This window comes from Thioalkalivibrio nitratireducens DSM 14787, assembly GCF_000321415.2.
GTDB classification, from domain to species: domain Bacteria; phylum Pseudomonadota; class Gammaproteobacteria; order Ectothiorhodospirales; family Ectothiorhodospiraceae; genus Thioalkalivibrio; species Thioalkalivibrio nitratireducens.
The window spans coordinates 41,385-67,569 of the sequence record NC_019902.2 but is presented as its reverse complement, the minus strand read 5'-3'; the positions used below and the strand labels follow the sequence as shown (position 1 = coordinate 67,569).

The following is a 26,185-nucleotide window of genomic DNA, read 5'->3' as shown; positions in this document are numbered from 1 at the left end:
CACGCAGGCCGTGCAGGAACCATGGCTGCGCGGCGCAGCAGCAGGCGTGGGCGCCCCTCGGAAGGCATCGGCTACTTCCCCGCGCATCCACGGTCGGAATGACAGCGGATCGCCTCGGCCAGCAGTTCGCCGAGGTGGGTCACGAAGTAGGTACCCATGTCCGGCTGGAAACGCTCGGCCGACCGGCTGCCCAGCGCCAGAACGCCCGTGCGTCCGCCGCCTTCGGCCACCAGCGGCATCAGGATCGCCGATCCGACCGCGCTCGCATCGTCGCCGAACATGAACTCGAGCGCCGCTCGGGGCAACCGCCCGCACTGGGCCCGTCCGCGCGCGAACAGATCCTCGAAATGCACCAGATCCGCTTCGCGCAGGCGGTGCAGGTCGTCATGTTCGGTGCCGATCAGCCGGATGCTGACGAGTTCCGCCTTCATCTCGTCGCGCAGCGCGTCCTGGGTCAGTGCCAGCACCGCGTCCGGGTCCTCGGCGTGCATCAGCGTGCAGGCCAGCCGGTGCAGATGCTCGCCGACGCGCTCATTGTCGCGCGCACGCTCGACCAGGTCGCCCATGTGCTGCTCCAGCTGGCGGTGCCGGTCGCGCAGCAGGGCCACCTGTCGTTCGATCAGCGAGACCGATCCGCTGACGGGATGCGGCAAACGCAGCAGGGTCAGCAACGGCAGGTGGCGCTCGAAGAAGTCGGGGTGCGCGCGGAGATACGCCTCCACCGCCTGTTCGCTGGGGAATTCGGGTTCGGCTTTCGGGGAACTGGCTGTCATCGCTCGATTCGACCGTGGAAAACTGTGGTGGCGGGCCCGGTCATCCACACCGGTTGATCCGATTCGCCGCTCCAGCTTAGCACAAGGCTTCCCCCCGGCAGGTCGACCCGAACCCGGGTATCGACCAGGCCGCGCCGCCGCGCCACGGCCATTGCGGCACAGGCACCGGTACCGCAGGCCAGCGTCTCGCCCGCACCGCGTTCCCAGACACGCAGGTCGATCCGGTCGCGGGCCCGGACGGCCGCGAACCCGACGTTGACCCGGTCCGGAAAGCGCGGATGGTGCTCAATCGCCGGGCCGAGCCGCTCGACCGGCGCGGTCGCCACCGCGTCGACCAGCAACACCGCGTGGGGGTTACCCATCGACACCGCACCGATCCGCAGCGGTTCGCCGTCGACTTCGAGCGGATACTCGTCGACCTCGGTCGGCGCGAGGAACGGAAGCTGGTCGGGATGGAAACGAGGGCGTCCCATGTTCACCGTCACCTGGCCATCGGCCTCGACCCGGAGCTCGATCGGCCCCGACAGCGTCTCAACCGGGATCGTATCGGCCTGCGTCAGCCCCTGCTCGCGTACGAACACCGCGAAGCACCGGGCGCCGTTCCCGCACTGCTCGACCTCGCCGCCGTCCGCATTGAAGATCCGGTAGCGAAACAGCGCCCGCGACGGATCCACCGGGCGCTCGACCAGCAACACCTGGTCGCAACCGATCCCGAAGTGGCGGTCGGCGAGGAAACGGATCGCTTCCGGGTCCAGGTTTACCCGCTGGCGTACCCCGTCGATTACCACAAAATCGTTGCCCAGGCCGTGCATCTTGGTGAACGCGAGTTTCATCGTCGCCTTGTCCGTGTCAGTCCCGTGCCTCGCAGCTTCGCCGAATCACAGGCGGCCCCAGGCCACGAGGTGGCGATCGCTGACCTGCTCGACTTGAAATGCCTCGAGGCCGGCCTCGTCGAGCTGCGACCGCACTTCCTCGGGCGTGAACGCCGCGTACAGCGAATCCTCGAAGTCGCGCCGCAGCACTTCCGGCTCGTTCGCAGCGTGGCGCGCCACCAGTGCAGAGACCCGCTCCGCGGTTTCGGGCCTGCAGAGATCCATCACGAACACCCGTGCCCCGGGCGCGCCATCGCGCAGGATCACGCCCCAGAGCACCCGCGGGTCGTGCAGGTGGTGCAGCAGGCTGTTGGATACGATCGTCTCGTAAGGTGCACCCGGGGCTCGCACCTCGGGCAACTGCCCCAGGCGCAGCTGCACGCGGGGACCGGCCGGATGCGCCCTGCACAGCGTCTCGCCGGCGGCCAGCATCGCCGGCGCGCCGTCGATCCCGTGGACCACACAGGCCGGATACCGCGCGGCCAGCCTCAGGCTCACATCACCCGGGCCGCAGCCCAGATCCAGCACGGCTCCGCCGACCATGTCCGGAAAGCGTTCCGCGAACAGGTCGACAAACCGTTCGTGCGGCTCGGCGAAATCGGCCTCGGCATACGCCCGCGCCTGCTCCGGGTCGAGCATCAGTTCCGGTTCCAGACGGCGCTCCATCAGTCCGCCACCGGCAGCATGCTCTCGCGCATCATCAGGTGGTCCACCTGTTCGCGCCGGTTCACGATGTAGTAACGGTCGCCGTCGACCATCACCTCGGGCGGACGCGGCCGGCTGTTGTAGTTGCTTGCCATCACGTATCCATAGGCACCGGCAGAGCGCACCGCCATCAAATCGCCCGGTGCGAGCACCAGCTCGCGCTCGCGGCCGAGGAAGTCGCCGGTCTCGCAGACCGGCCCGACCACATCGTAGCGCCGCGATTCCCCGTTCCGGGGCGAGACCGGAACGATCTCCTGCCAGGCTCCGTACAGCGCGGGGCGGATCAGGTCATTCATCGCCCCGTCGACGACCGCGAAGTCCTTGTGCGCCGTGTGTTTCAGCAACTCGACCCGGGTCAGGAACACCCCCGCGTTCGCGGCGATCGCCCGCCCCGGCTCGAGCAATACCGGCCAGTTCCGGTCGGCGAGCAATTCGCGCAGCGCCGCGGCATAGTCGGCCGGCTCGGGCGGAGTCTCGTCGCGGTAGCGCACGCCCAGGCCTCCGCCGACGTCGATGTGCGCGAGCCCGATCCCGTCGCGCTCCAGGTCGTCGGCGAGCGCCAGCACGCGCCGCAGGGCGTCGGTGAACGGAGTCAGCCGGGTCAACTGCGAGCCGATGTGGAACCCGACGCCTCGGATCTCCAGGTGCCCGAGGCGCGTGGCCTCCAGGTACAGTGCGTGCGCGGCTGCGATGTCGACCCCGAACTTGTTCTCGCGCAGCCCGGTCGCGATGTAGGGGTGTGTCTCCGCATCCACGTCCGGGTTCACCCGAATCGCGATCGGCGCGCGCAGGCCCATGTCCCCGGCCACCGCATTCAGCAGTTCGAGTTCCGGCCCGGATTCGACGTTGAAGCAATGGATACCCACCTGCAGGGCCCGGCGCATCTCGCCCGCCGTCTTGCCGACCCCGGAAAAGACCACCTTGCCGGGTTCCCCGCCGGCGCGCAGCACCCGCTCCAGCTCGCCGCCCGAAACGATGTCGAAACCGGCCCCGAGGCGCGCGAGCACGTTCAGCACGGCCAGGCTGGAATTCGCCTTGACCGCGAAGCAGACCTGGTGCGGGATGCCCTCGAGCGCGTTGGCGAACGCATGGTAGTGGCGGGTCAGAGTCGCACGCGAATACACATAGGCCGGGGTGCCGACCGCCTCGGCAACTTCGGTCAGCGGCACCAACTCGCAGTGCAGCACGCCGTCACGCAGATCAAAGTGATCCATCAGCGCCGCTCCTCGGAAGCATCGTCGGGGAAGTAGAGGTCCCCCTTCTGCCCGCAGCTGGCCAATATCTGCAGGGTTCCCAGGAGGACGACGACCAGGATCAGGGCAACGTGGGCTTTGCAGGGCATTGGATATGGACACAGTTCGGGCCGAAGGCATCAGTCTAACTCTCATGGCGCACGCGGCCACCCCCGACCCGGGAAGAATCGTCGCATGGCGTGATCCCGCGCGGCTTGCGCCGACGCCGGAGGCACAAGCACACGCGCCAGCCAACTTCAGGCCCCAGGCCATCACCAACACCCGCGACGTTGTGCCTGTGGCACAACCTGCGGCGGCCGCCATGGCCATGGCCCTGCGCCGCCCCTGGCGACGAGAACCTCCCTTCCCCTTTGCGGGGACCCTTTGCGGGGGAGCCTTGGGGAGGCGGACAGTGCACCGCGAGTGCATGCCAGGTGGGTGGTCTATACTCGTTAATCCGGTGTCGCCCGACGGGCGCACGGGAAGGGCCCGCGGCCGTCTCCCCCAGGGGGCTCGCGTGCCCGCCTGGAAGCCGGCAGCGGCATTGGTGGAAAATTCGTGAAACCCTGTGGGAATAGATTAGTCTTAGCCACCGTCCGTAGTGCAGGCGTAACAACCCACGCCCCGGACGATCCGGAACGACCCAAAGATGAGAGGAGATCTCCATGACCAGTAACAAGCGTCGTGTCTTCCTGAAAGGCACCCTGGCTGCCGGCACCGTCGGCGTCGCCGTTGGAGCCGGCCTCCTGGCTCCCAGCCAGCTGTTGGCCGCCTGGCCCGCCGATGCCTTCGAAGCCCGCGGCATGGACAATGCCCTGAGTGCCGCACTGGGCACGACCGACCTGACCCCCGGCGACATCGAAATCACCGCCCCCGAGATCGCCGAAAACGGCGCCGTGGTCCCGGTGACGATGGAAACCGGCATGTCCGACGTGACCGAAATGGCCCTGTTCGCGGTGGAGAACGGCTCCCCGCTGACATCCAAGTACCTCCTGGGTGCCGGCGCCGTGCCCATGGTGGCCACCCGAATCAAGCTCGGCCAGTCCTCCGACGTGGTCGCGGCCGTGAAGTCGGGCGGCACCTGGTACAGCGCGGCCCGCGAAGTGAAGGTCACCATCGGTGGCTGCGGCGGCTAACGGCCGGCATTGACGAACCGACTTTTCCCAATTCTGGAGGTATAGCTAAATGTCCACCATTCGTGTTCGCGCCCAGGAGTCCGGCGGCGTCGTGACCGTTCGCTCCCTGATGAGCCACCCCATGGAGACCGGCGCCCGCAAGGACAGCGCCGGAAACTTGATTCCCGCCCACTACATCGAGACCGTCGAGGCCGAGGTGGGTGGCAACACCGTGATGACCGCCCTGTGGGGCGCTGGCATCTCGCGCAACCCGTTCTTCCAGTTCCAGTTCGCCGGAAGCAAGGGCGACACCCTGAAGCTCTCCTGGAAGGACAACAAGGGCGAAAGCGACAGCACCGAAGTCGAAATCGGCTGATTTCGGTTCAGGCGCAAGCCAAAAAGCCGGGGCATGTCCCCGGCTTTTTGGTGCCCGCACCCCGGGCGATGTAACCTCTTGCCAATAGGTGGGTCCACCGGGATCCGCCTGTCAACCGGCCCGCGACGGGAGGTGGCATGGCACGAATGCCCGGGATTCCGGATCGACTCGTCTCGGTCTGCCCGCTGGCCGAACGCCTCGACCCGGCTGCACCGCAAGCCGAGCCCGGCCTGCGGCGAGCCTCCGCATTCCAGCCGGTCGAGCCCCTGTGGCAGCGCCTCCCCCGACGCGACGCGGACGGCCGGCGTCTGGCAGACTTCATGATGCTGATTCCCGGCCTGAAACGCCGGAACGACCACGAGATCCGCGCGCGCCTCGCAGCAATCCAGTGCGTGCTGGAAGGCTACGGCGAGGTGATCGCCTTTGTGGAACTGAACCTGCGGATCAACACGCTCTGGGTTTCGGTGCTGGCCCGACCGGGGCTGTGCCTCGAGATCCCGGTTGCGATTCAGGCCGCGGTGCCGGAGGCCCTGCTGATCGGCCAGCGCCCCGACCGTTAGCGTGAAAATACGCTGCCCGGGAATCGTATCTCTCTGATTCATAATCGTAGTTTCATCCTTCGGGGTGCCTCGCGGCCGAGGGCATGACAGTTAGCGTGAAAGAACCTGACGTTGGGGCGAGCGAGATTCTGGCGTGACGCATGCCGGTGCGCAAATGCCTGCTTGCGGGACTCGAAGAGCCTGTGTGGCGGCTCAGGTGGCGGTGAGATAGCCGTGCTTTTAGCGTGAAAATACGCCGCCCTAGAATCGTATGTCTCTGATTTATAATCGTATTTTCATCCTTCGGGGTGCCTCGCGGCCGAGGGCATGACAGTTAGCGTGAAAATACGCTGCCCGGGAATCGTATCTCTCTGATTCATAATCGTATTTCATCCTTCGGGGTGCCTCGCGGCCGAGGGCATGACAGTTAGCGTGAAAGAACCTGACGTTGGGGCGAGCGAGATTCTGGCGTGACGCATGCCGGTGCGCAAATGCCTGCTTGCGGGACTCGAAGAGCCTGTGTGGCGGCTCAGGTGGCGGTGAGATAGCCGTGCTTTTCCAGCATCTTCAGCCAGCGCGGCGCGTTGCGCTGCACGACGAGAGCCTCGTAATCGACGGTGCGATCCTGGTAGGGGGCCGCATGATTGAGCATGGCGTAGACGATGCGCAGGAGCTTGTGCGCCAGGGCCACGATGGAGCGCTTGTGTCCCTTGCGGATGGACAAGGCCGAAAACTTGTCCTTGAGCGCACAGCGGGTGCGGGAGGCGGCTTGCGCGAACTCGCACAGCAGGCGACGGACCCAGGCGTTGCCCTTGCGCGTGCGTCCGCTTTTGCGTTTGCCGGCGCTCTCGTGGTTGCCGGGGCAGATGCCGACCCAGGACGCGAGGCGTTCGGCGCTGCCGAAGCTCGCCATGTCGGTACCGACTTTCGACGAGCAGCATGGCGGCGCCAATGCGGTCGATGCCGGGCACGGTTTCCAGCAGGCACACCTGCGGCTCCCAGGGGGCCAGACCCGCAAGCAGTTCCTGTTCGAAGCGGGCGATCATGGCCTCGAGGTACTCGATGTGCGCCAGAACCTCGTTGAGCACGAAGCGGTGCCTGGTGCTCAGTTCCTCCGGTTGCAGGGCTTCGAACAGTTCTTCGCGGGAAGCCCGCAGGCGGCCGGCGAGGTCGAGGATTGCGTGCATGGGGCATCGGCGAGCAGGGCCTTGATCATGGCCCGTGCCGACGCGCCGTGTACGTCGGAGACCAGCACGTTCAGGCGAATCCCGGCATCGGTCAGCACCTTGTGCAGCCGGTTCTTCTCCGCGGCCAGCATCCCGACCAGCTTCTGGCGCTGCCGGGCGATCAGGCGCAGATGGCGGATCTCGGCCGGAGGAATGAACGAAGCCCGCAGCAGACCGGCACGGGCCAGCGTGGCCAGCCACTGGGCATCGGAGAGGTCGGTCTTGCGGCCAGGCACGTTTCGGGCGTGACGGGCATTGACCACCCAGGCCATGACGCCCACACGCTCAAGGGCCGCATAGGGGCTCTTCCAGTAGATCCCAGTGCTCTCCATCACCACGACCTCGGGGTCAAACCCGCGAACCCACTCGGCCAACGCCCGCCGATCGCGCTTGAAACCACCAAACTCCCGGTGCTCCACCGCCACACTGCCATCGGGCTGCTCGATCAGCGCACAGGCCGTGATCTTGCTCTGGTGCACATCCAGACCGACAACGCGCCGGTGAATCGGGGTAATGTCCATGCTGACCTCCTCGGGCAAACGCACTATCCTTCACGATGTGCTGTCGCCAAGGGCGCCGTCCTTCAACGGCCTGTCGGGACTCGACGGCTCTTTTTAGCGTGCGCTGTCCATGACCCTTCCAGGCCATGCCAGGCAATCCGGGGTACGAGTGAAGGGCAGCGGGTCGAGTTAGCGTGCGCGGTCAGGCGCCATCAAGAATTATCGCGACCTCAGCCCGACGCGACAGCACGCCCATTATCTTTCATCATCGGGGGTGCCGCGCGCCCGGCGGCATGACAGTTAGCGTGAAAGTCACGGCCTGTCTCGTGTCCCTGGCGACCCGTAGGGCGGAAAAGCGCAGCGTCATCCGCCGTACGGCGTTCGCAGTGCCCCGGCGTCCGCGGCAACTCTGGCGCCGGAAGGCGGATGACGGCCTCCGTCCTTCCTGATTATCACGAAACCTCCGCGGCGAGTGCGACGCCGTGCGGCATCGGTCGTCATTGCGAGCGTAGCGCGGCACTCATGCGCGCAGGGCATTGAACAACCGAAGGCTGGCCCGCAGGGTGAGCGCAGCGAATAATCCAGGCGGCGCGGGGAGGACTAACGCCGTTTGGATCGCCACGTCCCGCCACGCTGCGCTCGCGGCTAAAGGCTTCGCGCCTCGCGATGACGGTGGTTTCGATGACGGCCCGTTCCAATTTGCGGAGCTTCCCTGATAATCAGGTCGTCCTTTTCCGCGCTACGACTGTTTCATGGTCGCGGGTTGCCGCGCGAGGGCGTGAGACCTGGCGCCGGCGTACCGTGTTTGCCCCCGCTTGCTATACTGTCGATTTGCGATAGCATCGGCATCATGAAAGCGCGTACAGCCGTCGTCCAGCGCGACACCCTCGAAACCCGTATCCGGGTGGAACTGAACCTGGATGGCAGCGGCAAGGGCCATTTCGCGACCGGACTCCCGTTCCTGGACCACATGCTGGATCAGGTCGCCCGCCATGGCGTCGTGGATCTCGACATCCAGGCCGACGGCGACCTGCACATCGACGCCCACCACACGGTGGAAGACATCGGCATCACGCTTGGGCAGGCGCTCGCCCAGGCACTGGACGACAAGAAGGGTATCCGCCGCTACGGCCACGCCTACGTCCCGCTGGACGAGGCCCTCGCCCGCGTGGTGATCGACTTCTCCGGGCGCCCGGGGCTCGAGATGCACGCCGATTTCCGCCGCTCGCACATCGGCCAGTTCGACGTCGACCTGTTCCAGGAGTTTTTCCAGGGGCTCGTCAATCACGCTCGGATGACGCTGCACATCGACAGCATCCGGGGACACAACGCCCACCATGTCGCCGAGACGATCTTCAAAGCCTTCGGCCGGGCGCTGCGCATGGCGGCCGAACCGGATCCGCGCATGATTGACGTCACCCCATCCACCAAAGGCGCGCTGTAAGGCGGGTTGCGCAAGAGGGCGTTCTTCGATGCAAAGCGTGGCCGTAATCGACTACGGCATGGGCAACCTGCACTCCGTGGAACGGGCGCTGCGCCACGAGGCGCCACCCGGCATGCACGTACTGCTCACCGACGACCTCTCGGTAATCGGCGAGGCGGACCGGCTCGTGTTCCCTGGCCAGGGCGCGGCAGCCGATGCGATGGAGGCGCTGCGCCGGCTCGGGATCGACCGCATGCTGCCGGAACTCGCCGCGACCCGACCGTTTTTCGGGATGTGCCTGGGCCAGCAGATCCTGCTCGACTGGACCGCCGAAAACGGCGGCGTCGATCTTCTTGGCCTGATCCCGGGCCGGGTCGAACGCTTCCCGGAGCGTGCGATCGACAACGAGGGCCGGCGCTTGAAAATCCCACACATGGGCTGGAACGTGGTGCGCCGGGTGCGCGAACACCCGCTCTGGCAGGGACTTCCCCGCGAGGCATGGTTCTATTTCGTGCACAGCTACCGGGTGCTGCCGGCGCAGGGCGACCAGATCGTCGGCGAGACCGACTATGGCGACACCTTCGCCTCCGCGATCGCAGACGGCCCGATGTTCGCGATGCAGTGCCACCCGGAAAAGAGCTCGGCCGACGGGCTACGCCTGCTGAACAACTTTCTGCGCTGGGACGGGGGCTGGTGATGCGGACCCTGCGTGTTTCCATCTACCGGAGTCGATGATGCTGGTCATACCCGCGATTGATCTCAAGGAAGGCAAGTGTGTCCGGCTGCGCCAGGGGCGCATGGACGAGTCGACGGTATTCGGCGACGATCCGGTGGCGATGGCCTCCCGCTGGATCGACGCCGGGGCCGCACGGCTGCACATCGTCGACCTCGACGGCGCCTTTGCCGGCTCGCCGAAGAACGCGGCAGTGATCCACCGCATCGCCGAGGCCCACCCGACCCTGCGCATCCAGGTCGGCGGCGGCATCCGCGACGCGGACACGGTGCAAGCCTATCTCGAGGCCGGGGTCGAGTACGTCATCGTCGGCACCAAGGCCGTCAGCGCGCCGCACTTCGTGAACGACCTCTGCCTGGAGTTTCCCGGGCGCATCATCGTCGGGCTCGACGCACGCGACGGCAAGCTCGCGGTCGACGGCTGGTCCAAGCTCTCGCACCACGACCTGATCGACCTCGCGCAGCACTTCGAGACCGACGGCGTAATGGCCATCGTGTACACCGACATCAGCCGCGACGGCATGATGCAGGGGGTCAATGTCGAGGCGACCGCGCGGCTCGCGCGCGAGGTGCGTGTCCCGGTGATCGCCTCCGGCGGAGTCAGTTCGCTGGACGACATCCGCCGACTGAAGGAACACGAGGACGACGGCATCGACGGCGTGATCGTCGGCCGCGCGCTGTACGAGGGCGCGTTCACCCTGCAGGAAGCGATCGCACTCGCCGGGAGCGGGGACTGAGCATGCTCGCGCGGCGCATCATCCCCTGCCTCGACGTCGACGCCGGCCGCGTGGTCAAGGGGGTCAACTTCATCGGAATCCGCGATGCCGGCGACCCGGTCGAGATCGCACGCCGCTACGACGCCCAGGGCGCCGACGAGATCACTTTCCTCGACATCACCGCCAGCAGCGACGAACGCGAGACCATCGTCCACGTGGTCGAACAGGTTGCGGAACAGGTATTCATCCCGCTGACCGTCGGCGGCGGCATCCGCGAGGTCGCCGACATCCGCCGCCTGCTGAACGCCGGTGCCGACAAGGTCTCGATCAACACCGCGGCGGTGCATCGTCCGGAGTTCGTCGCCGAAGCTGCGGACCGCGTCGGCAGCCAGTGCATCGTGGTCGCGATCGACGCCAAGCGTGTCGACGACGACGCCGAGTACCCGCACTGGGAGGTCTTCACCCACGGCGGGCGCCGCGGCACCGGGATCGACGCAGTCGCCTGGGCGCAGAAGATGACGGCCCTTGGTGCCGGGGAGATCCTGCTGACCAGCATGGACCGGGACGGTACGCGGACCGGGTTCGATCTCGACCTCACGCGCTCGGTCAGCGACGCAGTGAACATCCCGGTGATCGCCTCCGGTGGCGTCGGTGAACTCGCGCACCTGGTCGCGGGCGTGGTCGAAGGCCATGCCGATGCCGTGCTCGCCGCGAGCATCTTCCACTTCGGGCAGCACACCGTTGGCGAAGCCAAGGCGGCGATGGCGGCGGCAGGGGTGCCGGTGCGGCCGGTACAGGAGGCGCGAGCATGAATGCCGACCTGCTGACCCGGCTCGCCGAGGTGATCGAATCCCGCCGCGAGGCCGACCCGGAGCAGTCGTACGTGGCCTCGCTGCACCAGCGCGGGCTCGACGTGATGCTGAAGAAGCTCGGCGAGGAGGCCACCGAGACCGTGATCGCCGCGAAAAACCCGGACCGGGATGCCCTGGTTTCCGAGATGGCCGATCTCTGGTTTCACACACTCGTGGTATTGTCAGCTCGCGGACTGCACCCCGACGCGGTGCTGGCCGAGCTCGATCGCCGGTTCGGCCTGTCCGGCATCGCCGAGAAGGCCGCACGGACGACGACCGGACAGCGGTCGGGCTGACCAGCCCGCCTTGATTCCGGGGCCACGCGCATTCAGGCTATCGTTTCTATCGTTTCGGAGGCATCCCATGGGGATCGGCGGTATCAGCATCTGGCAGCTTCTCATCATTCTTCTGATCGTGGTGCTCCTGTTCGGCACCAAGAAGCTGCGCAACATGGGCGGTGACATCGGCTCCGCCATCAAGAACTTCCGCAAGTCGGTCAAGGAAAGCGGTGACGACGACACCGACAAGGACACCGCCGAGCGCCGCGAGGGTGAAGAGCTGCCCAAGGTGGAAGAGCAGGAGAAGGGACGCGTAATCGACGCCGAGGCCACCAAGACGTCGGAGTCTGGCAACCGCAACGGCGAACGCCCGTCGTGAACACGCGCGTGCCGCCCTCTGGGTCCACGGGATAGATCATGTTCGACATTGGCTTCTGGGAGATCCTCATCATCACGCTGGTCGCGCTGCTCGTCGTGGGGCCCGAGCGCCTGCCCGGGCTTGCGCGCGAGATCGGCCGCTTCGTTGGCAAGGCCCGCCGCTTCGTGAACAGCGTGCGCTCGGACATCGAGCAGGAACTCCAGACCGACGAACTGCGCAAGATGCTCAAGGGTCAGGAGCAGGAGATCCAGGAACTCAAGAGCATGATGCAGGAGACCGAGACGAGCCTGCGCGAGGATCTGAAGGAAACCGAACAGACGCTGCGCGAAAACCTCGACGACACCGCGGACGACCGGAAGAAACTCGACCCGGAGGCACGCCCCGGCGCCGAAAAGGCGAAGCCCGCCGAGACCGGCAGCGGCAAGTCCGATGCGGCGCCCCCGCGCATCCAGCGCGTGCCGGTGCAGAACAACCTCGACGGTGACCTGCTCACCGACGCCCCGAAACCGCAGCCTGCCGCGGCCGACAAGGCCGGCACCCGCAACGACGAGCAAGTGAACAAGGCATGAGCAAGGACAAGTCCCGGGGCGAACCTTCGGCAGCGGTGACCGAAACCCTGCTCAGCCACCTGATCGAACTGCGCGACCGCATCCTGCGCATGTTCCTGGCGATCCTGGTCGTCTTCCTGCTCCTGTTCCCGTTCGCGAACCAGATCTACACCTGGCTCGCCACGCCGCTGATGGTGCACCTGCCCGAAGGCACCAGCATGATCGCGATCGAGGTGGCCGCACCGTTCCTGATCCCGTTCAAGCTGGTCCTGCTGCTGGCGGTCGTGCTCACCATCCCGTACACGCTGTACCAGTTCTGGGCGTTCATCGCCCCCGGCCTGTACAAGCACGAGAAACGGCTGGCCGCACCGCTGGTCGCGTCGTCGACGCTGCTGTTCTACCTCGGGATGGCATTCGCCTATTTCGTGGTGTTCCCGCTGATCTTCGCGTTCTTCACGGCCACCGCGCCCGAGGGCGTCGCGGTGATGACCGACATCTCGCGCTACCTCGATTTCGTGATCATGCTGTTCCTCGCGTTCGGCATCGCCTTCGAGGTGCCGATCGCGACCATTCTGCTGGTGTCGATGGGCGCCACCACGCCCGCGAAACTGGCCCGCAAGCGGCCCTACGTGATCGTCGGCACCTTCGTGGTCGGCATGGTACTGACACCGCCGGACATCATCTCGCAGACCCTGCTGGCACTGCCGATGTGGCTGCTGTTCGAGATCGGCCTGATCCTGTCCCGAATCATGGAACGACGCAAGGCCGATCGCCTGGCCACCGAAGGAACGGACGATGACGGACCCGACGACGACGGGCCGGGCGGCGGCGCCACACGGCCCGGCACACCCGGGGGCGACTCCGGCGGTGGCTCGGGTGGCCCGGCCCAGGCCCCGCCCGCGCGGGACACCGCCCCGGCAGCGGGCTCCAGCGCTGCCGCGGCAGCGCCCGGCAGCGCATCTGCCACCGTGCCCCCTGATTCCGCTGCGCGGGACCAAGCGCCGGCCTCCCCGGACGACGCCTACCGCCCGCTCACCGAAGGCGAAATGGATGCCGAACTCGACCGCCTCGAAGTCGAGCAAAGCGAGCTGACCCGCAAGAAAAAGACCGGACCCGCTCCCGGGGACGATGACGAAGACGATGGCGAACACGACCGCCAGTCCTCGCCGACGGAGCGCGACGAACCCGCCGCCCCGCGCAAGGTCCAGAACGGCTGATCATCGCCCGCGACCGCGGGTGCCTCGCGTCACAACACAACCCTCGCACCGCAGGGTGTGCCGGCGCGGCAGGCGCAACACCCGGTGCCAGCACGCCCCCGATCATCCCCGCCCGCCGGCATGCGCTGGTACCGTCGTGCCCGAACACGTGCCCCAGACACGCAACCTGCTGCGTCACCCCATTCGCCGGGACGGCGCGTGCCGAGCGACCAACACAAGCACCGTCGGTTGTGTACCAACACAGGAGGCACAACCACCAGCGCCAGGGCACAGCCCCGGCTACCGCACTCGGACGAGTGTTCAGGCGCGCCTGACACGCCCGCATCCCGGCGCGAATGCCCTGCGCCTCAGGACGCTTCGCCGTGCACGACCTCGACTTCCGGCTCCGGGAAGATCTCGCGGTAGGCACCATACACCGCCCCCAGCACCACCGGCCCGAGAATCAGGAAACCGAGGCCGAACGGAATCATCGCGATGATCGCCAGAACGAAATAGATCACCGAGAAGATGATCAGTGGAGCCAGATTCGTAATCGTGCCCTGGATACTTGCCAGCACCGCATCGCCGATCGGCACGCCCCGGAAGTAGACCAGCGGAATCGCGAAAGCGAGCGCAGCGAAGATCGCCAGGTAGAGCAGGAACAGCACGATCAGACCGAAGAACCCGACACCGGCCAGGGGCATCATGCCCGTGCCCATGCCCGAGGTCTCGTCCAGCATGATCGTTCCGCCCACGAACGCGGCAGCGACCACGCCCAGCACCAACGACGCCACCAGCGCGAGCAGGCCCAGGATCAGCAGCGGGTTACGCCGTTCCGGATCCCTCAGCGGCGCGAACAGGTGGGCGACCGCCCCTTCCCTGCCGGACTCGATCTCATGGGCGAGTTTCAGGAATCCCGCAATCAGCGCCGGCGTGATCACCGCCAGCACCAAGCCGCCGATCAGCGGGATCAGATTCAGCACGATGCTGATCACGAAGAACAGGATCAGCGCCAGGATCCAGTGAACGACCCCGCCCGTGAAGATCCGCCAGCCCCTGCCGAAAAGCCCCCAGCCCCGGTTGAGGGCCATACTGTTGATATCCATCCCGCTCTCCCCTGTTCGATGAAAGTTGCATCGTGTCCCGCGCCAAGCAGCCCGAGGCCACGCCAAACGGTGTAACCGCGCTCATTAACACGGTTCTCGGGGAAACTTGTCAATCCGGCCGCGGCCGCCCGTGTCCGCCCGACGCAGGAAAGACCCGCCGCGGCAGCAGACCGCTGGTGGCCGGGCGCCGGCGCATCCGACGTCGCTGCGATGGAGCGGGCGGTCACCTCGGAACATCAGCGAAGTGTTGCGCGGAAAAGGCCGAAGGCCGGCATCCGGCAACCGCCATCCGCCATCCGCCATCCGGCGCTGGGGGCACCGCCCGTGTCTGGCCGGTACCAACGCCGTGTGCCCGATGACCCTGCGCCTTTCCGACCCGCGGACCGCCCGAGACGCTAGCAGCGGGTTCTGTGACGGTAACAGCGACGATTCCGGCGCAAACGAGCGAAAAAATGCGATTGAAGGCCCGACCTTCAGTGTGTGAGCATGACACCACGCATTAGCACTCGCTAATATGCCTCCAGAGGTACGCGCTCCCGCGCCCCGTACACCACCCGGTGGTCCACGCCCAAACCTAAAGCGAGCCTCGACCCGAGGCGACGGTCGGCCTGATAGCCACCGCACCGGCTGTGGCCAGTGATGAACGCCAGACGGGGTCCAGGGTTGCGCAAGCCATTGATTAAAATATGAACAATCTGAGGTCGACAACGGCCTTGAGAAACGGAGAAATCGAGACATGACCAAAAAACTGATTGTTACCGGAATTGGCGGCTTCGTGCTGGGCGTCGGCGCGATGATGCTCACCGCCTTCTCGGCGGCCCCGAAACTGATGATCGTCGAGGACGATAGCCGTTACACGTTCGAGGAAACGATTGAAATCGTCGAGACCACAGCGGCAGAACACGGCTGGAAGGTACCCACCGTGCATATGCTTCACGATGCGGTGGCGCCCTATGGGTACGACGTAGGCCGCGTCGCGGTGGTGGAACTGTGCCAGCCCCATCACGCGGCCAAGATCCTGGCCGAGGACCGGGCCAAGCTCGTGACGTCGCTGATGCCCTGCCGCATCTCCGTCTACGAGACCGGCGACGGGCGCGTGGTGGTTTCGCGCATGAACACGCAGCTGATGGCCCAGGCCTTCGGTGGCACCATCGCCAAGGTGATGGCCGACGCGACCGAGGAGAACGAGACCATCCTGAAGGGCGTGCTCAACTGATCCAGCGCCCGTAGCTGGCAGCGGCTGCCACCGTCGCGCCCGGGCACAACGGGAAAGACGCCCGCTGTACCCCCCGTCAACCCTCCCCCGCAAGCGGGGAGGGCGATTCTATCGTCATGCGGTGACACAGGGCCATCAAAGTTCGTGAGAGGACGAGGCCGTAGTCCTCTCCCACCCCGTCCCGCGCAAGCGAGGCGGGGTTTTCAATTCGCCTGGTGACGCTGATAGACGTCGTCGAAGCGCTCGATGTCGTCTTCCTCCAGGTACTCGCCCACCTGGACCTCGATGATCTGGAGCGGAATCCGGCCGCGGTTTTCCAGCCGGTGCCGTTCGCCGATCGGAATGTAGGTGCTCTCGTTGCGCGTCACCGTGAACACCTCCTCACCCCGGGTCACGGTCGCTGTTCCGGAAACCACGATCCAGTGCTCCGAGCGATGCTGATGCCGCTGCAGGCTCAGACTGGCGCCCGGCGTCACCGTGATCCGCTTCATCTTGTACGCCGGGGACTCCTCCAGCACCGTGTAGCTGCCCCAGGGCCTCTGCACCGTCAGGTGCAGCCGCGACTCGGCGGCATCCCGACGGTTCAGCTCGCCGACCAGGTCGCGCACCCGCTGGGTTTCGCCCCGCGGCACCACCAGCACGGCGTCGGCGGTCTCCACCACGCAGAGATCGCGGACGCCAGCGGCAGCGACCAGACGCTTGCCTGCATGAATCAGCGTGTTGTCACAATCGATCGCGAGCACGTTGCCCTGGGCCGCGTTTCCGCGTGCATCCTGTTGCGCCAGTTCGTGCACCGCATCCCAGCTGCCGACATCCGACCAACCGATGTCGCAGGGCACCAGCCGCACGTTGTCCGAACGTTCGAGCACGCCGTAGTCGATCGAGATCGACGGCATTTCGTGGAACAGGGCCTCGACCGCAGGCTGCGGATCGTCCCGCTCCGGCTCGCGGTGCCACTCGGCGCGGATTCGTTCCAGCACCTCGTACAGATCGGGCAGGTGGCGCTGGATCTCGTCGAGAATCGTCGACGCGCGCCAGACGAACATTCCGGAATTCCACCAGTAATGGCCGTCCGCCAGGAAGGCCTCGGCGGTCGCCGCGTCCGGTTTTTCGGTGAAGCGCTCGACCGGAGCGTCCGCGCGCCCGTCGGTCACCGCACGGACGTAGCCGTAGCCCGTCTCGGGATGCGTCGGCCGGATCCCGAACGTGACCAGTGCACCCTGCTCGGCGGCATCGATCGCCTGTCGCAGCGCCGCGTGAAACGCTGGCCGGTCGCGGATCACGTGATCCGCCGGCAAGACCAGCATCACCGGATCGGCCCCGCCCCGGCTCAGCCACGCCGCGGCAAGCGCGATCGCAGGCGCCGTGTTGCGCCCGACCGGTTCGAGCAGCGTCCGGAACGGCCGCAGCGCCTGATACGCCTCGCCACGCGCGTGCTCACACCCGGTCACGACCAGCGCGTTGGCCGGGTCAACCAGCGGCTGCAGGCGATCCAGCGTCGCCTCGAGCAGCGACCGGTCGCCCTCCAGGCGCAGAAACTGTTTCGGCAGCTGGCGGCGCGACAACGGCCACAACCGGGTCCCGCTGCCGCCAGCCAGAATGACTGCATGAATCATGACGTTCTTCCTTGTTCTCGACGGCCAGGAACTCGTTGCCTGTAGAACGCGATGGCTACCGCGGGCACGAGCCGCTGCATCCGCCGGCAGCGCCGCGGGCACACGGGCATTCGGCACGCCTGCGGATCACGGTCCGCGCCCGCTTCCGCCCTGCCGCTCCGGCCACCGCCGTACCCGCCCGAGAAGCCTGTACCATGCTCCGCCGGCCCTTCCTTGTGTAACGCCGGCAGCGGGAGCCGCCGAGCCACGGGTTCCGGATCCGTTGCCGGCATCAGCGGCTCTCGATCAGGCTGGCAAGTTCCTGGACATGCCGCGCGACGGCTCCCGGATCGCCGCGCGACTCGACGTTCAGACGCAGCAGCGGCTCCGTGTTGGACGCGCGCAGGTTGAAGCGCCAGTCGGGGAATTCCACGCTGATCCCGTCGGTGCGGTCGATTCCCGGGTGCTGGGGCGCGAAATGAGCGAGCACGCGCTCCAGCACCGGAGCCACCGCCGGCACGCGGTAATTGATCTCGCCACTGCAGGGAAACGCCGCCATCCGCGCGTCGACCAGCTCGGCCAGGCTGCGGCCGCTGCGGCTGATCAGTTCGGCAATCAGCAGCCAGGGAATCATGCCGCTGTCGCAATACGCGAAGTCGCGGAAATAGTGATGCGCGCTCATCTCCCCACCGTATACCGCGTCCTCGCGGCGCAGGCGCTCCTTCATGAAGGCATGGCCGGTCTTGGTCAGCACCGGCTGGCCGCCGGCGGCCTTCACCTGCTCGATGGTATTCCAGGTCAACCTCGGATCGTGCAGGATCTTCTCGCCCGGGTACTTGCGCAGCATCACCTCCGCAAGCAGACCCACCAGGTAATAGCCCTCGATGAAGCGCCCGTCGGCGTCGAACAGGAAACAGCGGTCGAAATCACCGTCCCACGCGATGCCGAAGTCGGCGCCGTGCATGCGCACGGCCTCGGTGGTGGCCGCGCGCCGCTCGGGCAGCAGCGGGTTCGGCACGCCGTTCGGAAAATTGCCGTCGGGGATCTCGTGGATCAGCACGAACTCCAGCGGCGACAGCCGCTCCGCGAGCCGCTGCACCACCGGACCGGCGCCGCCATTGCCGGGATCGGCCACGATCTTCAGCGGCCGCAGGGCCGCCGGGTCGATGTAGCCCAGCAGATGCTGGAGGTACGGGGTCTTGTCGTCGTTCACCATCACACGCCCGGGCGGCCCCGGGGGCGGCAAATCCCGCGCGGCGATGCGATCCCGGATCGCGAGCAGCCCACTGTCGCCGCTGACCGGCACCGCGCCGGCCCGCACCAGCTTCATGCCGTTGTAGCCCTTCGGGTTGTGGCTCGCGGTCACCATGATCCCGCCGTCCGCGGCCTGGTGCACCGTGCCGAAATACACCTCCTCGGTACCGCACAGGCCGATGTCGACGACGTCCGCGCCGCTGTCGGCCAACCCGGTCGACAGCGCCGCTGCCAGCGCGGGGCTTTCCAGGCGCACGTCGTGACCGACCACGACCCGGCGCGCCCCGAACTCGGCGACGAAAGCCCGGCCGATGTCGCGGGCCAGCGCCGTGTCGAGATCATCGGGCACCCGGCCGCGGATGTCGTAGGGCATGAAACACGAGAGGTCGTTCATCCAGACGGCCCACCGGGGTTACGCGCTTGCAAAACGGCGGCACTGACACCGCCGGGGAATTCAATGGATGGTAGCAGACCCGGGCGGGCCACCCCACCGATGATCGGCGTCGGGATGCTCACATTACCGGCCGACCCCGTAGTAGACAAAGCCGTCGCTCTGCATGTTCTCCGGCTGGTACTGGTTACGGCCGTCGAAGATCGCGGGGTCCGGGCGCATCAGGCGGCGCATCGCGTCAAAGTCCGGATGGCGGAAGGGTTTCCATTCGGTGACCAGCGCGAGTGCATCGGCATCCCGCAGCGCATCGTACTGGTGGTCCACCAGCGTCAGGCGACCGTCACCGAACCACTCCGCCGGCAGTTCATCGCGGGCCACGTCCATCGCGATCGGGTCATAGGCGCGTACGCTCGCGCCGGCGTCGATCAACTGGCGCAGCAACACCTTGGACGCTGCCTCGCGCATGTCGTCGGTGCCGGGCTTGAAGGCGAGCCCCCACAGCGCGAACCTGCGACCCGAGAGGTCCGGCCCGTAGTGCGCACGGATCTTCTCGAACAAGTACCCCTTCTGCTGCTCGTTGCGCGCCTCGACCGCCTCGAGGACGCTGGGAACGAAATCGTGATTCCCGGCCATCCGGATCAGCGCCTTCACATCCTTGGGGAAGCACGATCCCCCATAGCCGCAGCCGGGATAGATGAACGAGTACCCGATGCGGCTATCGGAGCCGATGCCGGTGCGAACGTTCTCGACATCGACGCCCATGCGATCGCAGAGGTTCGCGACTTCGTTCATGAAGGAGATCTTGGTGGCCAGCATCGCGTTGGCGACGTACTTGGTCATTTCCGCGTCGCGCACCCCCATCACCAACAGCCGGTCGTGGCTACGGGTGAAATCGGCGTACAGCTCGCGCATCAGATCGATCGCACGATCGCTCTCGGCACCGACCACGATCCGGTCCGGTTTCATGAAGTCGTGGATTGCGGCGCCTTCCTTCAAGAATTCGGGGTTCGACACCACATCGAACTCCACGTGCACACCGCGGCGCTCGAGTTCGGAGTCGATAGCGGCACGCACCTGCTCGGCGGTGCCCACCGGCACGGTCGACTTGTCGACCACCAGCGCATAGCGCTCGAGATGGGCCCCGATCTCCCGCGCGACGGCGAGCACGTACTGGAGATCGGCCGAGCCGTCCTCGCCGGGGGGCGTACCCACCGCGATGAAATAGACGTCCGAACTGCGCATCGCCTCCGGCAGCGACGAGGTGAACGCCAAGCGCCCGTCGCGCGCGTTGTGCTCGACCATCGCGTCGAGCCCCGGCTCGTAGATCGGCAGAATCCCCTTGTTCAGGTTTTCGATCTTGCGCTGGTCCACGTCCACGCAGGTCACGTGGTGGCCCATCTCCGCAAAGCAGGTACCAGTGACGAGGCCGACGTAGCCGGTGCCAATAACGGTCAGATTCATTGCACTTTTCCCATTGGAGACAAACAGGATGGGCGGCAGGCATTCCGGCCGCGCATCGGCGCTACAGCCCGCGCGGTCCAGCCTGCCACGCTGGCCCGCACAAAGCCCTTCCTTTTACACCACCCGCATGACAGCCCGAAGTCGCCTGGCGCTCGCTCGTGCCGCGGATTCTTTCACATTGGCTGCGATCGCGCGCGCCCAGACGACATGAAGCGACGTACGCGTTCCCCCTGCCGAACTGTCATGGCGGGGGCGGCCACCCCCGATGATGAAAAAGAAGTCCTGATTATCACGAAACCTCCGCGGCGAGTGCGACGCCGTGCGGCATCGGTCGTCATTGCGAGCGTAGCGCGGCACTAATGCGCGCAGGGCATTGAACAACCGAAGGCTGGCCCGCAGGGTGCGGCGCAGCGAATAATCCAGGCGGCGCGGGGAGGACTAACGCCGTTTGGATCGCCACGTCCCGCCACGCTGCGCTCGCGGCTAAAGGCTTCGCTCCTCGCGATGACGGTGGTTTCGATGACGGCCCGTTCCAATTTGCGGAGCTTCCCTGATAATCAGGAAAGAAGTAGGGCGGAAGAGGCCGAAGGCCGTCATCCGCCATCCGCCATCCGGCGCCAGGGTGGCCGCAGGCGCCGGGGCGGCGCGTACGCCGTGTGGCGGATGACGCTGCGCTGTTCCGCCCTACGGGTTACCCGGGACGCGGTGCCACCCTCACGCCCGCGTGATCGCATGCACCGGGAGCGTCACCTGCATCAGGTTCAGCAGCACCACCACCCGCTCCTGGCTGTTCCGCGCCTTGAACAGCGCCTGGAACCCGGCCAAGGGGCCCTCGGTGATCAGTACCGGCTGGTTGGGCTGGAAACCTTCTTCCGGGGTGATCTCGATGCAATCGTCGGCATCCACGCGCCGGCGCAGCGCATCGATGACCGGATCCGGTACGTGGGGTATCCGCCCGCCCATCCGCACCAGGCCCGTTACCCCGCGGGTAGACCGGATGGGCGACCAGTCCTGGCTGGCGTCGTCCAATTCCACGAACAGGTAGCGCGGGAACATCGACTCGATCACCGCCCGATAGCGCTGCCGCGCGCGCCGCCGGCAGCGGATCCGCGGGCGGAAGACCTCGAACCCCTGGTTGCGCAACTGATCCTCGGCGCGCTCGTCCTGGTTGGGCTTGCAGTGCACGGCGTACCAATGCTTCACGTCGTCCTCCTTCCATCGCGCGGCTGCGTCGGTCGATCATCGCCGACGCAGCCGCGACGTCCCTGGAGCCTTTCACTCCCGATCATCATCGTGGCCACCCCGCGCCCGACTCCTGGCCGATGGGAGCCAATGCACCATCCGGGTATCCAACCCCTTCCCCAGCGCAGAGGCCGCCACTGCAGGGTGCAGCCAAACGAATTGTGCACACTCGTCAGCTCGCGCCCAATGGGTACAGGTACGCCGTGCCCGCCCCCTGCAGCAACCTCCGGTCCGTTTGCGCGCAATGGGCGCGGCAGCCCTCCCGCCCGCGGCAGGGCCAAAGTGCGGGAGGTGTTGAACCATTCGGCACAACCTCCGAGGCGTTGCCGATCGGCGTTCGACGGCGGGTGGTGCGCCGGACGCCACCGGCGGCAGTGCCGGATCAGACCGAATAGAACTCGCGGTACCAGCTGACGAACCGCGCCACCCCCTCCTCGACCGGGGTCTGTGGCCGGTAGTCGACGTCGCGCACCAGGTCCTCGACATCCGCGTAGGTATCGGGCACGTCGCCGGCCTGCAGCGGCAGCAGGTTCTTCTCGGCCTTGCGGCCCAGACAGTCCTCCAATACCTCGATGTAATGCATCAGCTCCACCGGCTGCTGGTTGCCGATGTTGTACAGCCGGTACGGCGCCCGGCTGGTTCCCGGATCGGGGCGATCGCTGTCCCAGCCCGGGTTCGGCTCGGCCACGTGGTCGAGCGTTCGGATCACGCCTTCGACGATGTCGTCGATGTAGGTGAAATCGCGCCGATGGTGCCCGTAGTTGAACACGTCGATCGGCCGCCCCTCGAGGATCGCCTTGGTGAACAGGAACAGCGCCATGTCCGGCCGGCCCCAGGGCCCGTATACCGTGAAGAAGCGCAGGCCCGTCACCGGCAGGCCGTAAAGATTGGCGTAGGTATGTGCCATCAGCTCGTTCGCCTTCTTGCTCGCGGCGTAGAGGCTCAGCGGATGGTCGACGTTGTGGTGCACCGAGAATGGCTGTTTCGTGTTCGCCCCGTACACCGAGCTGGAACTCGCGAACACGAGGTGCTCGACGCCGTTGTGCCGGCAGCCCTCGAGCAGGTTCACGAAGCCGACCAGGTTGGTGTCCACATAGGCATGCGGATTCTCCAGCGAGTAGCGAACACCGGCCTGCGCGGCCAGGTTCACGACCCGCTGCGGCCGGTGCTCGGCGAAGGCCTTCGCGATCGCGTCGCGGTCGGCGAGGTCGATGCGCAGATCGGTGAACCCGGGATGCCCCGCAACGCGCGCCAGCCGCGCCTTCTTCAGGTTCACGTCGTAGTAATCGTTCAGGTTGTCGACACCCACCACCTCGTCGCCGCGTTCCAGCAAGCGCAGCGCCAGCGCATTCCCTATGAAACCGGCCGTGCCGGTGACCAGAATCCTCACAGCCTTCCCCTCCCTAGCCAGGACCGCGCGATGCTACCACAGGCCATCACTCCGGCCACCCGGCCGCATGCGACAGCTGCGACCGACGTCCTGATTATCACGAAACCTCCTCAGCCAGTGCGATACCTCTCCGCGTCGGTCGTCATTGCGAGCGAAGCGCGGCACTAATGCGCGCAGCGCATTGAACAGCCGAAGGCTGGCCCGCAGGGTGAGCGCAGCGAATAATCCAGGCGGCGCGGGGGGGCCATCGCCCCCTGGATCGCCACGTCCCGCCACGCTGCGCTCGCGGCTAGAGGCTTCGCTCCTCGCGATGACGCTGGTTTTCGAAGATGGCCCAGTCCAGCTTGCGGAGCTTCCGTGATAATCATGACCGACGTTCAAGCCGCGCACCTGACGAGCCCGGATCGGCTGCGCGAAGCAGGCACTGCCGGCAACGCCCCACTCGCAATCGTGCCCGAACCCCTGTTCACTATGGCGCATGAGCGACGCGCTTGCGGCCATTGCACTGATATTGAGCCTGGCACTTCCGTTGGGCCTCGCATTGCTCTGGGCGTTGCCGACCGCGCGCGCTGCGGTGGGCCGCGTTGCGCCCTGGGCCCCATTGCCGGCGCTGCTTCTTGCCCTGTTCACCGAGCCGGGGCCGTCGGTATCGCTGGACTGGATCCTGCTCGGCACGCGCCTCGGGCTCACCGAGACGACCCGCGTATTTCTGCTGTTCACCGCGGTTCTCTGGCTGGGTGCGGGAATGTACGCACGCGGCTACCTGCACGACGATCCGCGGCGCCCGCGCTTCGAGCTGTTCTGGCTGCTGACGCTCGCGGGCAACCTCGGGCTGATCGTCGCGCTCGACGCGGCAACGTTCTATGCCAGCTTCGCGCTGATGACCTTCGCCGCCTACGGGCTGGTCGTGCACACCGGCAGGCCGGACGCGATGCGCGCGGGGCGCGTCTACCTGGTGATGGCGGTCCTGGGCGAGGGCCTGCTGCTCGCCGGCCTGCTGCTCGCCGCCGGCCTGACCGATGCACCCTTGCTGCCGCTGCTGGCCGAGCTGCCCGCGGCCGTCGCAGGCGCGACCCACCGCGACATGATCATCGCGCTGCTCTGGCTCGGCTTCGGGATCAAGGCCGGCCTGCCGCTGCTGCACCTCTGGCTGCCGCTCGCACACCCGGTCGCCCCGGTGCCGGCAAGCGCAGTGCTCAGCGGCGCGATGATCAAGGCCGGTCTGCTCGGCTGGCTACACACGCTCCCTTTGGGCCTGACGAGCCTGCCGGCCTGGGGAACACTGGCCATCGTCGCGGGCCTGATCGCCGCGTTCGGCGCCGCGTTCCTGGCGCTGCACCAGCAACACCCGAAGACCGTGCTCGCCTACTCGAGCATCAGCCAGATGGGGCTGATCACGGTCGGCGTAGGCGCCGCGCTGTACCTGCCGGAGCTATGGCCGCTGCTGGGGCCTGCGATCGCGCTGTACGCGTTCCACCACGGACTCGCGAAGGGCGCGCTGTTCCTTGGCGTCGGCATCGCCCGTCACCCGGGGGGACTCGCCCGGCCTTGGCTGTGGCTGCTGCTGGTACTGCCGGCATTGTCGCTCGCCGGTCTGATGACCAGCGGCGTGCTGGCCAAGCTCGAACTGAAGTATGCGATCGATGCCGCCCGCGACGCTCCCGCGTGGTGGCCACAACTCCCGTTCTGGCTCGCGCTCGCCGCGGCCGGCACCACATTGATCATGGCGCGCTACCTCTGGCTGCTGCGCAGTGAAAGCAGGGGCGACACCGCCCCGCGAACGATGTGGTGGGGCTGGGGAATCGTACTCGCGGGCAGCCTGATGCTGGTGTTCCTGCTGCCGGCACAGGGGCTGGACGAACCGGCCCTTCGCGGCGCCAAGGATCTCATCGGCCTGATCTGGCCGGTGCTGGCGGGAACGCTCCTTGCCCTCGCCGGAGCGCGCTGGCTGCGGCCCTGGCCGATTCCGCCCGGCGACCTGCTCGCGCTGCTGCCGCCCGTGGGCCAGGCCATCGCCCGCCTGTGGCGCCGCACCGTATCCGCCTGGAAACACGCGGCCCGCCACGTCCAGGTCCTGCGCCGGCACAGCCGGCAGCGCTCCGGCAGACTGTTCCGCCCCGACCGGCTGTGGCAGCGCGAGGCCGGCATCGTGTTCGCGGCCGTGCTCGCCGCGGCGCTCGGAGCGGCGCTGCTTTAGGGAAACGTTGAAGGATCCGTCATCGCGAGGAGCGAAGCCTTTAGCCGCGAGCGCAGCGCGGCGGGACGTGGCGATCCATAGGACGTTGATTTCGCGAAGTCCATTTGGATTACTCGCTGCGCTCGCCCTTCGGGCCAGCCTGCGGCTGTTCAACGCGCTACGCGCGTTAGTGCCTCGCTTCGCTCGCAATGACGAGTGCATTAGGCAGCGATTTCCTGGACCAAGCGGAGGATCATGGCACAGGCCGCGCTTTGCTACGCAAACCCGAGAAACAGCGCGAGGCTGCGGTTCACCACAACCATGGTCTCGGCTTCCAGTCGACCGATGGGTGCGCCCACCCGATCCCGCCGCACCGTCGTCGCCTTGTCGATCATCACCTGCGATGGCTTGCGCAGGCCATTCTCCGCGCTCGGCTCGACCGCCAACCGGATCAGCGGAGCGTCGACGAGCGTCGAAGAAACCAGAAGCACCGTCACCGTCGCCGTAGCGTCGAAGTGGTCGGACTGAATCACCAGCGCCGGCCGGGGCTTGCCGAAATCACCCGACATCGCCACCGTGACCAGATCTCCGCGCTTCATGCGGTCCAGTCGTCGGCATCCGCCAGGGCGCCCTGCATGAAGGCGTCCACATCGGGATCGCCGAGATCCGTCCGGGCGACGACCATCGATTGACGCCGGCATTCCTCCACGAAGCCCGGCTGCCGCGTATCCGGCACCCAAATCTGCAGAGGCCGTAAACCGGACGCTCGCAGCAGGGCGCGCCGCTTTTGTACACGTTCATTCACTGACATGGGCATCATCGCTTCCCCGCCATGGTTACATGTAGCGTACACCGATCGCAGTACGGGTCAAGACGGTGCAAACCCTGCCGGC

26 protein-coding genes and 1 pseudogene are annotated in these 26,185 nt (G+C 66.7%); 13 read left to right on the top strand and 14 right to left on the bottom strand.

Going from position 1 to position 26,185, the window contains the following annotated elements; translation table 11 throughout:
• Positions 1-71: 71 nt before the first annotated feature.
• Genes TVNIR_RS00380 through lptM form a run of 5 tightly spaced genes read right to left on the bottom strand, consistent with a single transcriptional unit; the run spans position 72 to position 3,692 of the window.
• Entirely contained in the window at positions 72-773 is a 702-nt protein-coding gene (locus TVNIR_RS00380; RefSeq protein ID WP_015256955.1) for a DUF484 family protein, read from the bottom strand.
• Positions 770-1,606 carry a diaminopimelate epimerase gene (gene dapF, locus TVNIR_RS00375; RefSeq protein WP_015256954.1) on the bottom strand — a complete coding sequence of 279 codons (837 nt, stop codon included), beginning with the start codon at positions 1,604-1,606 and terminating at the stop codon, positions 770-772. The genes TVNIR_RS00380 and dapF overlap by 4 nt, the downstream gene beginning before the upstream one ends.
• Positions 1,607-1,651: 45 nt before the next feature.
• Entirely contained in the window at positions 1,652-2,314 is a 663-nt protein-coding gene (locus TVNIR_RS00370) for a class I SAM-dependent methyltransferase (RefSeq protein WP_043738953.1), read from the bottom strand.
• A complete protein-coding gene (lysA, locus tag TVNIR_RS00365; RefSeq protein WP_015256952.1) occupies positions 2,311-3,564 on the bottom strand; it encodes a diaminopimelate decarboxylase in 1,254 nt (417 codons plus the stop codon). The genes TVNIR_RS00370 and lysA overlap by 4 nt, the downstream gene beginning before the upstream one ends.
• Positions 3,564-3,692, bottom strand: a complete 129-nt coding sequence (gene lptM / locus TVNIR_RS18385; protein ID WP_015256951.1) for an LPS translocon maturation chaperone LptM — start codon at positions 3,690-3,692, stop codon at positions 3,564-3,566. Before lptM ends, lysA begins: the two co-directional genes overlap by 1 nt.
• A 555-nt stretch (positions 3,693-4,247) precedes the next feature.
• Between lptM and soxY the strand changes: the two genes are divergently transcribed.
• From soxY to TVNIR_RS00350, 3 genes are all read left to right on the top strand, one after another.
• Positions 4,248-4,718, top strand: coding sequence for a thiosulfate oxidation carrier protein SoxY (gene soxY / locus TVNIR_RS00360; protein ID WP_015256950.1), 471 nt, complete (start codon positions 4,248-4,250; stop codon positions 4,716-4,718).
• Positions 4,719-4,767: 49 nt separating this feature from the next.
• Positions 4,768-5,073, top strand: coding sequence for a thiosulfate oxidation carrier complex protein SoxZ (gene soxZ / locus TVNIR_RS00355; RefSeq protein ID WP_015256949.1), 306 nt, complete (start codon positions 4,768-4,770; stop codon positions 5,071-5,073).
• Positions 5,074-5,219: 146 nt separating this feature from the next.
• Complete coding sequence (locus TVNIR_RS00350) at positions 5,220-5,633, top strand: hypothetical protein (RefSeq protein ID WP_015256948.1); 414 nt, start codon at positions 5,220-5,222, stop codon at positions 5,631-5,633.
• 508 nt (positions 5,634-6,141) lie between these two features.
• Here the strand turns inward: TVNIR_RS00350 and TVNIR_RS00345 are convergent.
• A pseudogene (locus TVNIR_RS00345) lies at positions 6,142-7,359 on the bottom strand (IS110 family RNA-guided transposase).
• An 829-nt stretch (positions 7,360-8,188) separates the two neighbouring features.
• On the opposite strand from TVNIR_RS00345, the gene hisB reads away from it, so the two are divergent.
• The 8 genes from hisB (at position 8,189) to tatC (ending at position 13,482) form a co-directional block, all read left to right on the top strand.
• Positions 8,189-8,782: an imidazoleglycerol-phosphate dehydratase HisB gene (gene hisB / locus TVNIR_RS00340; RefSeq protein ID WP_015256947.1), complete on the top strand. Its 594-nt coding sequence runs from the start codon at positions 8,189-8,191 to the stop codon at positions 8,780-8,782.
• Positions 8,783-8,810: 28 nt separating this feature from the next.
• Complete coding sequence (gene hisH, locus TVNIR_RS00335) at positions 8,811-9,458, top strand: imidazole glycerol phosphate synthase subunit HisH (RefSeq protein WP_043738950.1); 648 nt, start codon at positions 8,811-8,813, stop codon at positions 9,456-9,458.
• A 37-nt stretch (positions 9,459-9,495) separates the two neighbouring features.
• On the top strand, positions 9,496-10,230 hold the full coding sequence (gene hisA / locus TVNIR_RS00330; protein WP_015256945.1) for a 1-(5-phosphoribosyl)-5-[(5-phosphoribosylamino)methylideneamino]imidazole-4-carboxamide isomerase: 735 nt from the start codon (positions 9,496-9,498) through the stop codon (positions 10,228-10,230).
• A gap of 2 nt (positions 10,231-10,232) precedes the next feature.
• The gene (gene hisF, locus TVNIR_RS00325) at positions 10,233-11,021 is read left to right on the top strand and encodes an imidazole glycerol phosphate synthase subunit HisF (protein ID WP_015256944.1); all 789 of its coding nucleotides are present in this window, start codon (positions 10,233-10,235) and stop codon (positions 11,019-11,021) included.
• Positions 11,018-11,356, top strand: coding sequence for a phosphoribosyl-ATP diphosphatase (locus tag TVNIR_RS00320; protein ID WP_015256943.1), 339 nt, complete (start codon positions 11,018-11,020; stop codon positions 11,354-11,356). Before hisF ends, TVNIR_RS00320 begins: the two co-directional genes overlap by 4 nt.
• 67 nt (positions 11,357-11,423) lie before the next feature.
• A complete protein-coding gene (gene tatA, locus TVNIR_RS00315) occupies positions 11,424-11,717 on the top strand; it encodes a twin-arginine translocase TatA/TatE family subunit (RefSeq protein ID WP_015256942.1) in 294 nt (97 codons plus the stop codon).
• 38 nt (positions 11,718-11,755) lie between these two features.
• Positions 11,756-12,286 (top strand): Sec-independent protein translocase protein TatB, encoded by a 531-nt coding sequence (gene tatB, locus TVNIR_RS00310; RefSeq protein WP_015256941.1) that lies wholly within the window; start codon positions 11,756-11,758, stop codon positions 12,284-12,286.
• Positions 12,283-13,482, top strand: a complete 1,200-nt coding sequence (gene tatC, locus TVNIR_RS00305) for a twin-arginine translocase subunit TatC (RefSeq protein ID WP_015256940.1) — start codon at positions 12,283-12,285, stop codon at positions 13,480-13,482. The genes tatB and tatC overlap by 4 nt, the downstream gene beginning before the upstream one ends.
• Positions 13,483-13,829: 347 nt before the next feature.
• On the opposite strand, the gene TVNIR_RS00300 is transcribed toward tatC, so the two are convergent.
• Positions 13,830-14,567, bottom strand: coding sequence for a BPSS1780 family membrane protein (locus TVNIR_RS00300; protein WP_157092156.1), 738 nt, complete (start codon positions 14,565-14,567; stop codon positions 13,830-13,832).
• Between the two features lie 736 nt (positions 14,568-15,303).
• Here TVNIR_RS00300 and TVNIR_RS00295 point away from each other — a divergent pair.
• The gene (locus TVNIR_RS00295; RefSeq protein ID WP_015256938.1) at positions 15,304-15,783 is read left to right on the top strand and encodes a DUF302 domain-containing protein; all 480 of its coding nucleotides are present in this window, start codon (positions 15,304-15,306) and stop codon (positions 15,781-15,783) included.
• A gap of 203 nt (positions 15,784-15,986) precedes the next feature.
• Here TVNIR_RS00295 and TVNIR_RS00290 read toward each other — a convergent pair whose 3' ends face one another.
• The 5 genes from TVNIR_RS00290 to TVNIR_RS00270 form a co-directional block, all read right to left on the bottom strand.
• Complete coding sequence (locus tag TVNIR_RS00290; protein ID WP_015256937.1) at positions 15,987-17,399, bottom strand: mannose-1-phosphate guanylyltransferase/mannose-6-phosphate isomerase; 1,413 nt, start codon at positions 17,397-17,399, stop codon at positions 15,987-15,989.
• Between the two features lie 271 nt (positions 17,400-17,670).
• Positions 17,671-19,026: a phosphohexomutase domain-containing protein gene (locus TVNIR_RS00285; RefSeq protein WP_015256936.1), complete on the bottom strand. Its 1,356-nt coding sequence runs from the start codon at positions 19,024-19,026 to the stop codon at positions 17,671-17,673.
• Positions 19,027-19,149: 123 nt separating this feature from the next.
• The gene (locus TVNIR_RS00280) at positions 19,150-20,484 is read right to left on the bottom strand and encodes a UDP-glucose dehydrogenase family protein (RefSeq protein WP_043738946.1); all 1,335 of its coding nucleotides are present in this window, start codon (positions 20,482-20,484) and stop codon (positions 19,150-19,152) included.
• Positions 20,485-21,198: 714 nt separating this feature from the next.
• Positions 21,199-21,687: a transcription termination/antitermination protein NusG gene (gene nusG, locus TVNIR_RS00275; protein ID WP_015256933.1), complete on the bottom strand. Its 489-nt coding sequence runs from the start codon at positions 21,685-21,687 to the stop codon at positions 21,199-21,201.
• A gap of 421 nt (positions 21,688-22,108) precedes the next feature.
• Positions 22,109-23,116, bottom strand: a complete 1,008-nt coding sequence (locus TVNIR_RS00270; RefSeq protein WP_015256931.1) for an NAD-dependent epimerase — start codon at positions 23,114-23,116, stop codon at positions 22,109-22,111.
• Positions 23,117-23,594: 478 nt separating this feature from the next.
• On the opposite strand from TVNIR_RS00270, the gene TVNIR_RS00265 reads away from it, so the two are divergent.
• A complete protein-coding gene (locus TVNIR_RS00265) occupies positions 23,595-25,313 on the top strand; it encodes a proton-conducting transporter transmembrane domain-containing protein (RefSeq protein ID WP_015256930.1) in 1,719 nt (572 codons plus the stop codon).
• 254 nt (positions 25,314-25,567) lie between these two features.
• On the opposite strand, the gene TVNIR_RS00260 is transcribed toward TVNIR_RS00265, so the two are convergent.
• Positions 25,568-25,891 carry a type II toxin-antitoxin system PemK/MazF family toxin gene (locus TVNIR_RS00260; RefSeq protein WP_015256929.1) on the bottom strand — a complete coding sequence of 108 codons (324 nt, stop codon included), beginning with the start codon at positions 25,889-25,891 and terminating at the stop codon, positions 25,568-25,570.
• The gene (locus TVNIR_RS18375; RefSeq protein WP_237251689.1) at positions 25,888-26,103 is read right to left on the bottom strand and encodes an antitoxin MazE family protein; all 216 of its coding nucleotides are present in this window, start codon (positions 26,101-26,103) and stop codon (positions 25,888-25,890) included. The genes TVNIR_RS00260 and TVNIR_RS18375 overlap by 4 nt, the downstream gene beginning before the upstream one ends.
• Between the last annotated feature and the right edge of the window lie 82 nt (positions 26,104-26,185).

What these genes read in the sequence shown, in the direction of transcription:
- TVNIR_RS00320 (WP_015256943.1), top strand. Translation starts at nt 11,018, where the DNA reads ATGAATGCCGACCTGCTGACCCGGCTCGCCGAGGTGATCGAATCCCGC.
- lptM (WP_015256951.1), bottom strand. Translation starts at nt 3,692, where the DNA reads ATGCCCTGCAAAGCCCACGTTGCCCTGATCCTGGTCGTCGTCCTCCTG.
- TVNIR_RS00295 (WP_015256938.1), top strand. Translation starts at nt 15,304, where the DNA reads ATGACCAAAAAACTGATTGTTACCGGAATTGGCGGCTTCGTGCTGGGC.
- hisA (WP_015256945.1), top strand. Translation starts at nt 9,496, where the DNA reads ATGCTGGTCATACCCGCGATTGATCTCAAGGAAGGCAAGTGTGTCCGG.
- tatB (WP_015256941.1), top strand. Translation starts at nt 11,756, where the DNA reads ATGTTCGACATTGGCTTCTGGGAGATCCTCATCATCACGCTGGTCGCG.
- lysA (WP_015256952.1), bottom strand. Translation starts at nt 3,564, where the DNA reads ATGGATCACTTTGATCTGCGTGACGGCGTGCTGCACTGCGAGTTGGTG.
- soxZ (WP_015256949.1), top strand. Translation starts at nt 4,768, where the DNA reads ATGTCCACCATTCGTGTTCGCGCCCAGGAGTCCGGCGGCGTCGTGACC.
- hisH (WP_043738950.1), top strand. Translation starts at nt 8,811, where the DNA reads ATGCAAAGCGTGGCCGTAATCGACTACGGCATGGGCAACCTGCACTCC.
- tatA (WP_015256942.1), top strand. Translation starts at nt 11,424, where the DNA reads ATGGGGATCGGCGGTATCAGCATCTGGCAGCTTCTCATCATTCTTCTG.
- TVNIR_RS00300 (WP_157092156.1), bottom strand. Translation starts at nt 14,567, where the DNA reads ATGGATATCAACAGTATGGCCCTCAACCGGGGCTGGGGGCTTTTCGGC.
- tatC (WP_015256940.1), top strand. Translation starts at nt 12,283, where the DNA reads ATGAGCAAGGACAAGTCCCGGGGCGAACCTTCGGCAGCGGTGACCGAA.
- TVNIR_RS00285 (WP_015256936.1), bottom strand. Translation starts at nt 19,026, where the DNA reads ATGAACGACCTCTCGTGTTTCATGCCCTACGACATCCGCGGCCGGGTG.
- hisF (WP_015256944.1), top strand. Translation starts at nt 10,233, where the DNA reads ATGCTCGCGCGGCGCATCATCCCCTGCCTCGACGTCGACGCCGGCCGC.
- TVNIR_RS00290 (WP_015256937.1), bottom strand. Translation starts at nt 17,399, where the DNA reads ATGATTCATGCAGTCATTCTGGCTGGCGGCAGCGGGACCCGGTTGTGG.
- TVNIR_RS00260 (WP_015256929.1), bottom strand. Translation starts at nt 25,891, where the DNA reads ATGAAGCGCGGAGATCTGGTCACGGTGGCGATGTCGGGTGATTTCGGC.
- TVNIR_RS18375 (WP_237251689.1), bottom strand. Translation starts at nt 26,103, where the DNA reads ATGTCAGTGAATGAACGTGTACAAAAGCGGCGCGCCCTGCTGCGAGCG.
- TVNIR_RS00280 (WP_043738946.1), bottom strand. Translation starts at nt 20,484, where the DNA reads ATGAATCTGACCGTTATTGGCACCGGCTACGTCGGCCTCGTCACTGGT.
- dapF (WP_015256954.1), bottom strand. Translation starts at nt 1,606, where the DNA reads ATGAAACTCGCGTTCACCAAGATGCACGGCCTGGGCAACGATTTTGTG.
- TVNIR_RS00380 (WP_015256955.1), bottom strand. Translation starts at nt 773, where the DNA reads ATGACAGCCAGTTCCCCGAAAGCCGAACCCGAATTCCCCAGCGAACAG.
- soxY (WP_015256950.1), top strand. Translation starts at nt 4,248, where the DNA reads ATGACCAGTAACAAGCGTCGTGTCTTCCTGAAAGGCACCCTGGCTGCC.
- hisB (WP_015256947.1), top strand. Translation starts at nt 8,189, where the DNA reads ATGAAAGCGCGTACAGCCGTCGTCCAGCGCGACACCCTCGAAACCCGT.
- TVNIR_RS00350 (WP_015256948.1), top strand. Translation starts at nt 5,220, where the DNA reads ATGCCCGGGATTCCGGATCGACTCGTCTCGGTCTGCCCGCTGGCCGAA.
- TVNIR_RS00265 (WP_015256930.1), top strand. Translation starts at nt 23,595, where the DNA reads ATGAGCGACGCGCTTGCGGCCATTGCACTGATATTGAGCCTGGCACTT.